We start from the raw sequence: 13,466 nt of genomic DNA, 5'->3' as shown, positions 1-13,466 counted from the left end.
CTACTTGGCGCGAGGGATGAGGACGAGCCGGGCGACGCCCTTGTCCCCGTCCTTGGTGCCGGCGACGCCGACCGTCGTGCCGACCTTCACCTCGCTGGGCTGCACCGTCGACCGCTTCTCGACGACGCGCAGGTCCTCGCCGAAGGTCCACGTCATCGTGAAACCGTCGGTGGACTTGACGGTCATCGAGTCGCCGTCGACGGCGGTCACCGCGCCACGCTGGACGGCGACGGTCTGCGTACCGTTCTCCTTGGTCTGCACCACCGCCTCGCCGTGCAGGGTGTTCTTCCGCAGCAGCACGCGGGCCTGGTGGCGCTTGCGCAACTCCTCGCCGCGCTTCTGCTTACCCTTCTCGGCCGCCGTGGGAGAAGGTGCGGGCGTCGCCGGGGCGGCGAGGGTCTGCACGTCCAGGTCGTTGGCGTCGAAGCCCATCGCGGTGAGCGCCTGGCCCTCCACACCCATCGCGGCGGCGACCTCGACAGCCGCGTCCCGCGCGGGCTGGCTGGCCACCTCGGCCGCGCCGCATCCGCTGACGCCGAGCGCCACCGCTGCGAACAGTGCCGTGGTGCCGGTGACGAATCCCCAACGTGGCATGACTCTCCCTCTCGTCCGTGGAGCCTTCAGCCTTCCCCGCGAGGACGAGCGGACCGTCAGGCCGATGTACGGGTCCGGTAAGGATCACCGGGCAGCCGGACCGTGAAGGCAGCGCCACCCTCGGGCGCGTGACCCGCGACAATCTCCCCGCCGAGCCGGCGCACCAGCCCGGCCGCGAGCGCCAGCCCGAGACCGCTGCCCACCTTGCGCACCCCCCGGTACCGCTCGTGCAGCGCCCCCCGCTCGAACGCCACCGCCAGGTCGTCGTCGGTGAAGCCGGGCCCGCCGTCGCGGACCTCCAGCACACCGCCGGCCGCCGGGTCCGGACCGACCGGCCGGACCGCGAGCACCACGGGCGCACCCGGGGGTACGACCCGCAGCGCGTTCTCCAACAGCCCGTCCAGCACCTGCCGGATCCGACCCGGATCGGTGTACGCGGACACCGGCGCGCCGGGCGTCTGGAGGTGGAACGGCACCCCGACCGCAGCGCAGCGGCCGGACCAGGTGGGCTCCGCGTCGGCGGCCAGTCGGGTGAGGTCGACGGGTACCGGCTCCAGCGGGAAGTCGGCGGCCTCCAACCGGGCCAGCGCCAGCAGGTCGCCGATCAGCCGGTCGAGGTGCTGGGCCTCGGCCAGCATGGTCCGGCCGGTGTCGGCGGTGCCGTCCGCGTCGATGACCCCGTCGGCCAGCGCCTCGGCGTACCCCCGGATCGCGGTCAGCGGGGTGCGCAGCTCGTGCGAGACGGACAGCAGGAACTCCCGCTGCCGGCCCTCGCTGGTGGTCAGCGCGGCGGCCAGGCCGTTCAACGCCTCGGCCAGGTCGGCGACCTCGTCCGGCGACTCGACCGGCACCCGCACGGCGCGGTCGCCGGCGCGCAACCGGGCGGCGGCGGTGGCCGCAACGCGGATCGGTCGGGCCAGGCGGCGGGCCAACAGGAGACCGGCCACCACACCGGCGGCCAGGCCGGCCAGCAGCGGCAGCCACAGGCTGAGCAGCACCTGCGCCCACAGCCCGTCCGACGTGGCGCGGGAGAGCACGACCCCGTTGCCGTCGGGCAGCGCCCGGCCCTCCACCAGGGCGCGGTGCCCGTTGACCGACCGGCGGGCCGACACGTTGCGGCCCTGCCCGATCCGCTGCACCACGCGCGGCGGCAGGCCCGCCCGGTCGACGGTCCCGCGCCGGATCAGGTACGCGTCGATGCCCTGGTCACGGAGTTGCTGGATGAGCTTCTCCTCGTCGGCGGCGCGTCCCCGGTCCAGCCGGGTCCGCAGCACCTCGGCGGCGAGTCGCGCCTGGGCGGCGAGGGCGTCCTGATCGCGTCGCTCCGCGCCCCGGATCGCCAGCGGCACGGCGACGATCGCCGTGACGAGCACCGACACCAGTGCCACCGCACAGGTGACCAGCACCGCGCGGGCGGTCAGGGTCCGGCCGAGCCGGTTGCGACGGGGGGCGGCCGACTGGCGGTCGCCGACCACCGGCAGCGCCATGGTCGGCGACTCGACGCGTACCGGCTGCTCAGGCATCGACCGCGTACCCCACGCCGCGGTGGGTGCGGATGACGCTGGCCGGGCCGAGCTTCGCGCGTACCTGCGCGACGTGCACGTCCACGGTGCGGGTGCCGGCGTGCGCGGCGTATCCCCAGACCCCGGCCAGCAACTCCTCGCGGGTGAAGACCCGCCCCGGCCGGGCCATGAGATGGGCCAGCAGGTCGAATTCGGTCGAGGTGAGCTGCACCGGCAGCCCTCCGGCGGTGACCGTCCGGCGGGCCGGGTCGAGGGTCACCGGGCCGACGACGCGCGGGCGTTCCGCGCCCTCCGGGCCACCGGCGCTACGGCGCAGCACGGCGCGTACCCGGGCGACCAGCTCGCGCGGGCTGAACGGTTTCGTCACGTAGTCGTCGGCGCCCAACTCCAGCCCGACGATCCGGTCGACCTCGTCGTCGCGAGCGGTGAGAAAGATGACCGGCGTCCAGTCGCCGGCCTCGCGCAGCCGTCGGCAGATCTCGGTGCCGGGAAGGCCGGGCAGGGCGATGTCCAGGACGCAGGCCACCGGGCGCAGCCGGCGGGCCGCGTTCAGGCCGGCCTCACCGTCGCGTTCGAGGTGGACGCCGAACCCGTCGCGGCCCAGGTAGAGCCGTACCAGGTCGGCGATGGCCGGCTCGTCCTCGACCACGAGGACGAGTCCGCGGTGCGGCGGTTCCGAAGTCACCGGCCCATGATTCCCGACCCGGTGGCTCGGCGCGATCGGTACGTGTTCGAGTTCGGTAAAGGCGCTCGTCGTACGGCGTCAGCGTGCGACGGCGGGACGGAACACGCTGGGCCGTACGGGGGCGGGCGTGTCGCCGATGGTGGCGAGAACCCGTTCGCGGGGTGCCCGCAGACGGGTCCGAAAGGCGTGGTTGAGCAGCGCGTCGAGCTGCCACACCTGCTTCGGGTGGGTGGTGCGGATGAGGAACCGCTCGCGGATCCCGTCGATCGCGGTGGCGGCCAGCTCGACCGAGTGCAGCCGCGGGTCGGGGCTCCACGTGACGTTGCTCAGCTCTCGCAGCTCGGTGTTGAGGTGCAGGCGCAGTCGGTGCAGGAGTCGGGTCTGCTGGGTCACCACCAGTCGGCGGTGCGTGAGCAGCAGCAGGTAGTCGCCGGTGACCGGACGGTCGGGGCGGCTACAACGGGTGACGAGGATGGTCGCGTCACCGGAGCCGACGCAGCGGCGGAACACCGGCATGTGCCGGCTCACGGTCTGCACGGCGAGGCCGGCCTCGGTGGCGGCCGGGAGGAACGTTCGGGAGAAGACGTCCATGACCTGCCCAACGACCTGCCCGGCGGGGTGACGTGGGTCACGGCGAATTTTTGGAAGTTCCACGCCGGCCCGTCGCACTGCCTGTCCGATTTCCGACCTGGACGGATGCCGGTCAGCTTTCGGGCTGAAGCGGGGTAGCGGCGAACAGCTCGGCGAGCCACCCGGGCACCGCCTCGGCGTACTCAGCGCGGGCCGGGTCGGTCGTGTCGAGGGCCCGCCGCCAGGAGAGCGACCGGCTCACCGCGCCCAGGTTCATCGCCAGGCCGGCGGCCTCGACGAGGGTGCGGCGGTCGTAACGGTCGGTCCACGCCTCCAGGTAGGCGTCGCGCAGCCGGGCCAGGCTGGCGTCGTCGGCGGACAGCGCGGTGGCGTACCGAATGGAGCGCAGGGTCACCAGCAGCGTGCCGAAGGGGTGCGCCACCGAGGCGTCGCCCCAGTCGAAGTAGCGGTACCCGGCCGGCCCGGCGAAGACGTTGCCGTCGTGCAGGTCGTCGTGCTGCACGGTTGGCTCAATGCCGATGTCCGCGAGCCGACGGCACCGCCGCGCGTACGCCGGAACCTCCGCCCGCAACCGCTCGTACGTCTCGACGGTCAGTCCGCCCTCCGCGCCGACGCGCAGCGACTCGGCATCGTCGAGCAGGTCGGCGAGCAGCCCGGCCAGCGCCTCCGGACGGTGGTCCGGCACGCCGAGGGCGACCAGTTCATCGGCGCGCGACGCGGTGGCGAGTTGCAGCGCCGCGTACCCGGGCAGGGCCCGCTCCCAGTGCGTCAGGTCGGGGTCGCGGCCCAGCACGTCGCGCAGCGTCTCCCCGCCGTCGGGGAGCAGCGACCAGCCCCGCTCCCGGTCCACCCCGATCGGGGCCAGCACCCGCTCGGGCGTCAGCGCGGCCAGCGTCGCGATCAGGACCGCCTCGTGCGTCGTGCCGGAGTTGTTGGCCTTGAACCAGACCGGTCCGTCGTCGGTCGGCACCCGCCAGACCAGCGACCACGGCCGGACCCGGGGCTCGACCGGCCCACTGACCCGCCGGCCGGTGCCCGCGAGTCGCTCGTCGACCCAGGACCGGGCCTGCTCCTGCCACTGCACGCTGGACCAGTCGGGAGCGCGCTCGTCGGCGATCGTCGTCACGATGGGCACCCTAGGCGGCGTGCCCGACCTCGGCGAGAGCATTTCCGGGGCGGATCAGACCAGCTCGACGATCGTGGCGTTGGCCATGCCGCCGCCCTCGCACATGGTCTGCAGGCCGTAGCGGATTCCGTTGTCCCGCATGTGCGCCAACATCGTCGTCATGATCCGGGCGCCGGAGCCACCGAGCGGATGCCCGAGGGCGATCGCCCCGCCACGCGGGTTCAGCCGCTCCGGGTCCGCCTCGGTCTCCGCCAACCAGGCGAGCGGTACGGGGGCGAACGCCTCGTTCACCTCGTACACCCCGATCTCCTCGATGCCCAGCCCCGCGCGGCGCAGCGCCTTCGCGGTGGCCGGGATGGGCGCGGTGAGCATGGTGACCGGGTCGTCGGCGGCGACCACCGCGGTGTGGATGCGGGCCAGCGGGCGCAGGCCGTGCCGGCTGGCCCAGTCGGACGTGGTCACCGCGAGCGCGGCGGCGCCGTCGGAGATCTGCGACGCGGAACCGGCGGTGACCACACCGTCGGCGCGGAACGGGGTGGGCAGCTCGGCGAGCCGGTCCAGCGAGGTGTCCCGGCGGATGCCCTCGTCGGCCGCGACCGTGCCACCGTCGTCGAGGGGCACCGCCGCCAGCTCCGGGTCGAACGCGCCGGCGTCCTGCGCGGCGGCGGCCTTCTCGTGGCTGGCCAGGGCGAACTCGTCGAGCTGGGTACGGGAGAAGCGCCAGCGCCGGGCGATCAGCTCGGCCCCGACGCCCTGGTTGAAGGGGAGCGGCGCGTCGTCCGCGAAGCCCTCCACACCCCGGTAGCGGGCGCGGAGCTGGTCGCTGAACGGCAGGCCGTCCGCCACGCTGGAACCCATCGGCACCCGGGTCATCGACTCCACCCCACCGGCGACCACCAGGTCGGCCTGGCCGGAGAGCACCGTCGCGGCGGCGAAGTGCAGGGCCTGCTGGCTGGAACCGCACTGCCGGTCGAGCGTGGTGCCGGGCACCGCCTCCGGCCAGCCGGCGGCGAGGACGGCGTTGCGGGCGATGTTCCACGACTGCTCGCCGACCTGGGACACGCAGCCCCAGAAGACGTCGTCGACCTGCGCTGGGTCGAGCCCCGTACGCTCGGCGAGGGCGCGCAGCACGTGCGCCGACAGGTCGACCGGGTGGACACCGGCGAGACCGCCCTTGCGCCGCCCGACCGGGGTGCGTACCGCGCCGACGATGACCGCGTCACTCATGTTTACTCCCCGGTAACTTGGGCTGTCCCGATCCTACGCTGACGCGGCGGGCCGCCGCCCGCCCCTCTCCGGCGTCGATCATGGAGTGGTGGTGGGCAGAAGCGGGAGGCCATGACCGCTGGCATGCTGGGCGGGTGGATGACATTCCCGGAACTCGGCAGTGGCGGGTGCCGTCGACCCTGCCCACGGCGAAGCTCGCCGGTGCCGTTCTGCTGATCGCACTCGGGTTGCTGTTCGCCGACGGTGACCCGGTGCGGCTGGTCGTGGCCGGCGTGGCCGCCGCCGCGCTGGCCGTCTGGGCGGTACGCGACCTGGTGGCGCCGGTCCGGCTGGCGGTCGACCCGGCGGGGCTCACCGTCATCCACGGCTTCGCCGGCCGGCGGCTGCTGCCCTGGTCGACGGTCGAGGCGATCAGCGTGGACCGCCGGCAACGGCTCGGATTGACCGGCGAGGTCCTGGAGATCGACGCGGACGAGTCGCTGCACCTGTTCGGCAGGTACGACCTGGGAGCCACCCCGGAAGAGGTGGCCACGGCGCTGCGGGCCGCCCGCCCGGTCAGCTGAGCAGTTGCACGGTTCGGAAGATCACCGCGGCGAGCAGGATCAGCACGATGACCGAGCCGCCGACGACCTGCACCAGCGTGCGCCGCTCCCGTGGCGCGTACGCGAGCACCGCCGCCATCGCCCCGCCGACCACCAGGCCACCGATGTGCCCGGCTTTCGAGATGCCCGGCACGGCGAAGGTGAATACCAGGTTGATGACGAGGAGCGGAACGATCGCCGAGGTGTTCAGGCCGAGACGACGCATGATCACGAAGATCGCGGCGAAGAGCCCGAAGGTGGCCGTCGACGCGCCGACAGTCAGACCTTCGTTGGGAGCACTGGTCAGGAAGACGGCGACATTGCCCCCGATCCCCGCGATCAGGTAGAGGGCGAGGAAACGCACCCGCCCGAGCGCGCCCTCCAACTCCCGCCCGAGCACCCACAGCGCCCACATGTTCAGCAGCAGGTGGAACACGCCGTAGTGCAGGAACATGGCGGTGACCAGGCGGTACCACTCACCGGCCGCGACACCGTGCACCGGGCCGAAGGCAACGTACGAGGCGTAGCCGAGCACGCCACCCCAACGGGTCAGCGGCGTTCCGTCGCCGGCCAGCCCGCCGAAGCCGGAGCCGCCCAGCACCGCGGTAAAGGACCGGGCGGAGGCGACGGAGAGCAGGAAGAACAACACGTTCAGGGCGATGAGCGCCTTGGTGACGTAGCCGTGCCGGCCGGCGGCACCGCCACCGAAGGCGGTACGCGCCGGCCGGACACTACGACGACCCTCGTTGACGCACTCCGGGCACTGGTGCCCGACGGACGCCTCCCGCATGCACTCCGGACAGATCGGCCGGTCGCAGCGGGTGCACCGGACGTAGGTCTCCCGACCGGGGTGCCGGTAGCAGACCGGGGTGGTCGGCGGAGACTCGCTCACCGGGCCGACCCTCCGTCCGCCACCGCGCGAGGCACCGACGCCGGCCGGCGTGATGCTCCGGAGCGCTCAATCATGCGAGCAAAGGTACCTCGCGATGTCGTCAGGAAGCGGATCGCTCGATCTCGACCCGCTCGATGACGACGTCCTGCAGCGGACGGTCGCTCGGGCCGGTCGGGGTGTTCGCGATCGAGTCGACGATCTTCACCGACTCCTCGTCGGCGACCTGGCCGAAGATGGTGTGCCGGTTGTTGAGGTGCGGCGTCGGGGACACGGTGATGAAGAACTGCGAACCGTTGGTGCCCGGTCCGGCATTCGCCATCGCCAGCAGGTAGGGACGGTCGAACCGCAGCTCCGGGTGGAACTCGTCGGCGAACTTGTAGCCCGGCCCGCCCCGGCCGGTGCCGGTCGGGTCGCCCATCTGGACCATGAAACCGCTGATCACACGGTGCGAAATGGTGCCGTCGTAGTACGGCCCGTTGCCCGGCTGACCGGTGCGCGGGTCGGTGTACTCCCGGTTGCCCTCAGCCAGGTCGACGAAGTTGCGGACGGTCTTCGGCGCGTGGTTCGGGAAGAGCTCCAGCCGGATCGGGCCAGCGTTGGTGTGCAGGGTGGCGTAGACAGCCTCGGCCACGGGTACTCCTCACTTGTTGGTCAGTTCCATGCGGATCCTCCCATGTGCCCGATCTGGCATCGCGGAGGCATCCGAAGGTGGAGGATGACGAAGGAACAACTCCCAGGAGGTAGGACCGTGTTTGGAATCGGGCGGCGTAAGTCCCAGGGCCAGCTCGCGAAGGCAGAGCTGAACCAGAGCATCAGCCACCTGATGCAGGCAGCCAACCACGCCGCCAAGGGCGCCGGCTCCTCGGTCGGCCCGCGGGTCCAGGTGGCCCGGGGCTACGTCGGGCCGGCCGCGGTGAAGGTGCGCGACCGCGCGTCGACCGGTTGGGGTACGACACTCACCACGCTGGCACCGCTGGCCGCGGCGGCTCGGGACGGCGCCGCGCAGGCAGGGCCGCTGACCAGGAAGGCCAAGTCGAAGACCATGCGGATCACGGGGAAGAAGAAGCAGCCGCGCCGTCGCGGTTCGAAGATGACCGGCCTGCTGGCCGCGGGCGCCGTCGTCGGCCTGGTCGGTGCGGTGGCCCTGCGCCGCCGCCGCGAGCAGCAGGAGTGGGCCGAGTACGACCCGACCCACACCCTGGAGCCGATGCGCGACGAGGTCGACTCGATCGAGGTGCGTACCCCGGCCGCGACCAAGGGCTCCGACGGGTCCGCCATCTCCGGGATGACCGGCGCGGGCAGCTCGGCGGTGACCGGCGGCGACAGCGCCAGCACCACCGCCACGGCCAAGCCGACCGCTGTCCGCCCGACCGACAAGGTTCCGTCGGTCGCCGAGGGCGCCAAGGACGTTTCGGGACGCCCGGCCGACGACCTCACCAAGGCGCTGGGCAAGGACACCGCCCGCACCAACGGCCGCCGCTGACCCCTGACAGCAGCGCGACGAGCGCCGGCGACGCGGGCTTGCCCCCGCGCACCGGCGCTTCGCGCGTCTGCCGGGCCGGTCAGAGCCAGCCGTTGCGGCGGAACCAGCGGTAGAGGGCCAGCGAGACGCCGAGCATGAGGGCCAGGGCCACCGGATAGCCGTAGGTCATCTTCAGCTCGGGCATGTTCTCGAAGTTCATGCCCTCGACCCCGGCGATGGAGGTCCAGACGGCGGCGATGGCCGCCCACGCGGCGATCTTGCGCATGTCGTTGTTCTGGTCGACGGACACCTGGGCCAGCCGCGCCTGGAGGATCGAGTTCAGCAGGTCGTCGTACGAGTTCACCTGCTCGACCGTACGACTCAGGTGGTCCTGCACGTCCCGGAAGTACTTGCGGATCTCCTTGGGTACGTCCCGGTTGACCTGCGAGGTCAGGTTCATCAGCGGCCGCTGCAAGGGGACCACCGCCCGCTTGAACTCCACCAGCTCCCGCTTCATCTGGTAGATCCGCTGGATGCGCCCGTGGCTGTTGCGGTCGAAGACCTCGGCCTCCAACTGGTCCAGGTCGTCCTCGAGCTGCTCGGCCACCTCGAGGTAGAGGTCGACCACCCGGTCGGTCACCCCGTACGCCACCGCCCACGGGCCCTGGAGCAGCAGTTCCTCTTTGGTCTCCAGATCCGCCCGGACCGGGGAGAGCCGGCAGGCGTCACCGTGCCGGACGCTGATCAGGAAGTTCGGGCCGATGAAGAGCATCACCTGGCCGGTCTCGACCACCTCGGAGGTCTCGGTCAGCTCGGTGTGCTCGCAGTATCGGGCAGTGCGCAGCACCAGGAAGCTGACGTCGCCGAAGCGCTCCAGCTTGGGCCGCTGCTCGGCCTTCACGGCGTCCTCGACGGCCAGCTCGTGCAGGCCGTACGTCTCCGCGATGGCGCTCATCTCGGCCAGCTCGGGCTGGTGCAGCCCGATCCAGACGAAGCCGTGCTCCTCGCGACGTGCGGCCTCCAGCGCCTCGGCGTACGACCAGTCGCCGGGCTGCCGCCTGCCGTCGATGTACAGCGCGCAGTCGACCACTCCGCTGCGCCCGGCGCCGCTGGGCGCCGGGGTGGGTGGTGAGCCGTCGGCGTTGAGCATCCGGGTCATCGCCCGGACCGGGGACGGCCAGGCTCGGGGTCGCAGCACCCGAGATGTGTTCAACGGCGCCGTCCGGCCCCGCTCCGCCCGATCCGTCATCGCGACACCTCCCCGCGCTCGCCTGCGGCTTGCAGGCTACGCCGATGGTGGCCATCGGCAGGTGTGACGGCGGTCGCGGGTGCGGCGCCGGGCGGGCCGGGCCGCATCGGGGGGTGAAGGGACGACACGGCCCACCCGGCGCCCGTGGGGGCGGGGGTTGTGCTGCACGCGTGATCCGAGGTGGGCGGGCGGTGATCTCCGCTACACCTGACGGATGACGCTCGCAGCATTGTGGGCCGCCGGCCGCCCGCTGGGGAGACCTGAGACGGCCGGCATCGTCCTTTTGTCGGAAACCCGACAGATTTTCAGCTTCGGCTGGCCTCGACGGCCTCGGCGAGCCGGCGGACGCCCTCGTCGATCCGGTCGGCCGTCACCGCGGAGAAGGCCAGCCGCAGGGCGTGCCGCCCGCCGTCGAGGACGAAGTCACTGCCCTTGACGACGGCGACGCCACGCTCGGCCGCCGCCGGGGCGAGCCGGTCCACCAGCACGTCCTCGGGGAACTCCACCCACAGGAAGTAGCCGCCGTCGGGCTCGACGAACCGCGCCTGCGGCAGGTGCCGGCGCAGCGACTCGGCCAGCACCTGGGCCCGCTCGCCGAGCGCCGCCCGGACGGTCTCGATCGAGCGGTCGATGTCGCCGGAGACGCAGAACTGGTGCACGATCGCCTGCGACACCATGCCGGGCGAGATGTAGAGGCTCGTCGCGTTCTTGGCGATGTCGGCGATCAGATCCGCCGGACCGACCAGGTAGCCGACGCGTACGCCCGGGCAGACCGTCTTCGTGAAGCTCGACGCGTGCACGACGACGTTGCGGGTGTCCATCGAGAGCATCGACGGCAGCGCCTCGCCCCGGAAGCGGATGTCCGCGTACGGGTCGTCCTCGAAGATCGTGAAGTGGTATTCAGCGGCCAGGTCGAGCAGCTCGCGGCGCTTCTCCAGCGACAGCGTCACGCCGGCCGGGTTCTGGTAGTTCGGGATGACGTGCGCCAGCCGGGGGCGCACCCCGGACTCCAGCAGCTTGCGCAGCTCGGCGGTGTCCAGGCCGTCCGGCTGGACCGTCACACCGTGCAGCTCGCCGCCCATCCGCTGGAGGTTGAGCAGCGTGCGGTCGTACGTGGGGCGCTCGACGACCACCGCGTCGCCGGGGCGGATCAGGTGATCGAAGAGGAACGCGTCGGCCTGCAGCGACCCGTTGGTAACCAGCACCTGGTCGGCCGCGACGCCGTGCTTCTCGGCGATCCACTTGCGCAGCGGCACGTAGCCGACGGAGGTGCCGTACGCCGTGACCCCCGCGGGATCGGCGTCGAAGGCGCGTACGGCGGCGGCCTTGAGCCCTTCGACATCGACGATGTCCAGCGAGGGGGCCCCACGGGCAAAGGAGATCAGCTGCTCGGCGGTCATGGATATTGAGCGTACGGGCGGCGGCGGGGGACGCGCCGACGGCACGGCGATGTCCGCATCCTGAGCCACCGGGACGGGTGACCCGGCCGGGCCGGACGGCGACAGATCAGACCGGAAGTGCGAGCGAGTCGTGCTGCGCCGCCCGGGAGAGGCCGTCAAACTGCACGCCGAGCGAGTCGAGGAGCTGGCTCCAGTCGAAGTAGGAGCGCCACGCGACGATCCGACCCCGGCGTGCCCGGACCACGTCGGCGACCTCCCAACTCACCGAGCGACCGGTCGGGGCGACGGTGCCGTACGGCGAGTGCAACGTGCCGGTGTGGGTGCCACTGAGACGCAGCTCCACGGCCGCGCCGCTGGACGTGCGCACCGTGCCCAGCGGGTCGACCAGCAGGTCCGGAAAGGCCCCCGTCCAGGTACGCAGCAGCGCCGGCAGCTCGATCGGTCGGACCGTGAGACCCGGCATGGAGTAGAACGCCTCCGGGGCGTACAGGTCCGGCAGTCGGGCCACGTCCCGCCGCAGGAGCATCGCGTACTGCTGCTCGACCAGGCGCTCCGCGTCACGCATCGGGCCCTCCCCCACGGGCCACGGCATCTCCGCGCCCGCGAGGGATCCTTACCCGTCGATCCGACCCGGCACACCTGCGCGGTTCAGGTCGTGGCGGCCACCTCGCTCCGGGCCCAGACACGCATGATGTCCCGCACCGAGATCACCCCGGCCACCTCCCCGCCGTCGAGCACCACGAGGTGCCGGAAACCACCCCGGGCCATCGCGGCGGCCGCCTCGGCGACCGTCCACTCCGGCGCCGCGTACACGACGTCCCAGGTGAGGTGGGCGCCGGTGCGTTCGGTGTCGCAGTCGAGACCCGCGCCGATGGCCTTCAACACGTCGCGTTCGGTCATGATGCCGACCCCCTCGGACTCGGGATCGATCACGACCGCCGACCCGACACCGCGGGCCGACATCATCCGGGCCGCCTGACGGAGCGTGTGCTCCGGACCGACGACGAGGACCTGGCTGGACATTGCTTCCCGTACCTGCATCACGCATCACCCCTTTGGGACCGTGGCATTCGGTACGGACATGGTCGTCCGTGGATGTTTCCAGGACAAGACCGGACATCGTCGGGATGCGGCGACGCTCGCTACTGTCGACGCGTGTCCACCCAGCCCCTGCGCTGCGCCGGCGCGTTGATCGTCGACCGCGACGGGCGCATCTTCTTCCAGCGCCGCTCACCACACCGACGCCTGTTTCCCGACTGGTGGGACATCGTCGGCGGCCTGATCCGGCGGATCACGGAGGAGGGCTTCGCGCTCCTGCGGTCGATCGGCCGGTGAACAGCGTCGCGCTGCCGCCGCACCGGATCGCCGGACTGCTCGCCCCGGCCGTGGACCGCACCTTCCGCGCCACCATGCTCGCCGGCCACCACGGCGGTGGGGCCGAGTTGTCCCAGCGTTACGGCGGGGCGGCGGCGAGCGGTTTCCTCGTCGACCTGCGCACCCGACTGGCCGCGCCCGGTGGCGCTGTCGACGGGGCGGGGTTCGCGGCGATCACCAGGTACCGGGATCCGATCGCCTGCCGACGAGCCGTGGACAAGCAGGTGGCCCACGCGATGATCCACCGGAGCCCGGACGGCGCCCTCTCCGCCACCGAGCGCGGTGCCGCCTTCCTCGGCGAGCTGTACCAGGTGCACGCCGAGGTCACCGAGGAACTGTGGTCCGGGCACGACGAGCGGGTGGCGCGACTGGTCGCCGTGCTCGGACGGCTGGTGGCGTACGCCCTCGTGCTGGCCGACGAGGAGGGGACCCGGAGCGGCTCCGCCTTCGCCGCGCTCGCGCCCCCGCACGAGCCGGACGGCACCCCGCCCGGTGTGCTGCTGCTCAACCGCCTCGGCGCGCTGCGCTACCACCGGGCGGACGCGCACGCCGCCGCCTGGACCGCCGCCGGGCACACCGCGTCCAGCGTCACCGCCCTGCCACCCGGCCCGGAGCGGCTCGCCATCGAGCTGGAGACCGACCGCCGGGCCGCCGGGCCGTACGCCGTGCTCGCCGCCGAGGAGCGGCTGACCATGCTGGCCGACCTCGCGGCGCTGCCCGGCTGACCGGTTGGCCGGAGTCGCCGGGCTCCCCGGGGCTATC

16 protein-coding genes are annotated in these 13,466 nt (G+C 72.4%); 4 read left to right on the top strand and 12 right to left on the bottom strand.

Annotated features, from left to right (window positions below; all coding sequences use genetic code 11):
• From AB0I89_RS25595 to AB0I89_RS25570, 6 genes are all read right to left on the bottom strand, one after another.
• The gene (locus AB0I89_RS25595) at nt 1-594 is read right to left on the bottom strand and encodes a hypothetical protein (protein WP_357131619.1); all 594 of its coding nucleotides are present in this window, start codon (nt 592-594) and stop codon (nt 1-3) included.
• A gap of 56 nt (nt 595-650) precedes the next feature.
• Nucleotides 651-2,117, bottom strand: coding sequence for a histidine kinase dimerization/phospho-acceptor domain-containing protein (locus tag AB0I89_RS25590; protein WP_357131616.1), 1,467 nt, complete (start codon nt 2,115-2,117; stop codon nt 651-653).
• On the bottom strand, nt 2,110-2,802 hold the full coding sequence (locus AB0I89_RS25585; RefSeq protein WP_357131613.1) for a response regulator transcription factor: 693 nt from the start codon (nt 2,800-2,802) through the stop codon (nt 2,110-2,112). Before AB0I89_RS25585 ends, AB0I89_RS25590 begins: the two co-directional genes overlap by 8 nt.
• 78 nt (nt 2,803-2,880) lie before the next feature.
• Nucleotides 2,881-3,393, bottom strand: a complete 513-nt coding sequence (locus AB0I89_RS25580; protein ID WP_357131610.1) for a hypothetical protein — start codon at nt 3,391-3,393, stop codon at nt 2,881-2,883.
• A gap of 112 nt (nt 3,394-3,505) precedes the next feature.
• Nucleotides 3,506-4,519: an aminoglycoside phosphotransferase family protein gene (locus AB0I89_RS25575; RefSeq protein WP_357131607.1), complete on the bottom strand. Its 1,014-nt coding sequence runs from the start codon at nt 4,517-4,519 to the stop codon at nt 3,506-3,508.
• Nucleotides 4,520-4,573: 54 nt separating this feature from the next.
• Entirely contained in the window at nt 4,574-5,746 is a 1,173-nt protein-coding gene (locus AB0I89_RS25570; protein ID WP_357131604.1) for an acetyl-CoA C-acyltransferase, read from the bottom strand.
• 134 nt (nt 5,747-5,880) lie between these two features.
• On the opposite strand from AB0I89_RS25570, the gene AB0I89_RS25565 reads away from it, so the two are divergent.
• Entirely contained in the window at nt 5,881-6,309 is a 429-nt protein-coding gene (locus tag AB0I89_RS25565; RefSeq protein WP_357131601.1) for a PH domain-containing protein, read from the top strand.
• Here AB0I89_RS25565 and AB0I89_RS25560 read toward each other — a convergent pair.
• Together AB0I89_RS25560 and AB0I89_RS25555 are read right to left on the bottom strand one after the other, a co-directional pair.
• Complete coding sequence (locus AB0I89_RS25560) at nt 6,302-7,219, bottom strand: rhomboid family intramembrane serine protease (RefSeq protein ID WP_357131598.1); 918 nt, start codon at nt 7,217-7,219, stop codon at nt 6,302-6,304. The genes AB0I89_RS25565 and AB0I89_RS25560 overlap by 8 nt on opposite strands.
• 100 nt (nt 7,220-7,319) lie before the next feature.
• A complete protein-coding gene (locus AB0I89_RS25555; protein WP_357131595.1) occupies nt 7,320-7,850 on the bottom strand; it encodes a peptidylprolyl isomerase in 531 nt (176 codons plus the stop codon).
• A gap of 84 nt (nt 7,851-7,934) precedes the next feature.
• Here AB0I89_RS25555 and AB0I89_RS25550 point away from each other — a divergent pair, with 84 nt between their 5' ends.
• Nucleotides 7,935-8,702, top strand: a complete 768-nt coding sequence (locus tag AB0I89_RS25550; RefSeq protein ID WP_357131592.1) for a hypothetical protein — start codon at nt 7,935-7,937, stop codon at nt 8,700-8,702.
• A 79-nt stretch (nt 8,703-8,781) separates the two neighbouring features.
• Here the strand turns inward: AB0I89_RS25550 and corA are convergent, their stop codons facing one another.
• The 4 genes from corA to AB0I89_RS25530 form a co-directional block, all read right to left on the bottom strand.
• Entirely contained in the window at nt 8,782-9,930 is a 1,149-nt protein-coding gene (gene corA / locus AB0I89_RS25545; protein ID WP_357131588.1) for a magnesium/cobalt transporter CorA, read from the bottom strand.
• Between the two features lie 305 nt (nt 9,931-10,235).
• Complete coding sequence (locus AB0I89_RS25540; RefSeq protein ID WP_357131584.1) at nt 10,236-11,330, bottom strand: PLP-dependent aminotransferase family protein; 1,095 nt, start codon at nt 11,328-11,330, stop codon at nt 10,236-10,238.
• A gap of 106 nt (nt 11,331-11,436) precedes the next feature.
• Nucleotides 11,437-11,895 carry an ester cyclase gene (locus AB0I89_RS25535; protein ID WP_357131581.1) on the bottom strand — a complete coding sequence of 153 codons (459 nt, stop codon included), beginning with the start codon at nt 11,893-11,895 and terminating at the stop codon, nt 11,437-11,439.
• Between the two features lie 83 nt (nt 11,896-11,978).
• On the bottom strand, nt 11,979-12,371 hold the full coding sequence (locus tag AB0I89_RS25530) for a CBS domain-containing protein (protein ID WP_355048683.1): 393 nt from the start codon (nt 12,369-12,371) through the stop codon (nt 11,979-11,981).
• Between the two features lie 114 nt (nt 12,372-12,485).
• Between AB0I89_RS25530 and AB0I89_RS25525 the strand changes: the two genes are divergently transcribed.
• Complete coding sequence (locus AB0I89_RS25525) at nt 12,486-12,665, top strand: NUDIX domain-containing protein (RefSeq protein ID WP_357131578.1); 180 nt, start codon at nt 12,486-12,488, stop codon at nt 12,663-12,665.
• Nucleotides 12,662-13,429, top strand: a complete 768-nt coding sequence (locus tag AB0I89_RS25520) for a hypothetical protein (RefSeq protein ID WP_357131574.1) — start codon at nt 12,662-12,664, stop codon at nt 13,427-13,429. Before AB0I89_RS25525 ends, AB0I89_RS25520 begins: the two co-directional genes overlap by 4 nt.
• Nucleotides 13,430-13,466 lie beyond the last annotated feature (37 nt).

The organism is Micromonospora sp. NPDC049801 (assembly GCF_040656575.1).
In the GTDB taxonomy this organism is placed as follows: domain Bacteria; phylum Actinomycetota; class Actinomycetes; order Mycobacteriales; family Micromonosporaceae; genus Micromonospora.
Note: the sequence above shows the minus strand (reverse complement) of the source record. Positions and strands in the feature narration are given on the sequence as shown.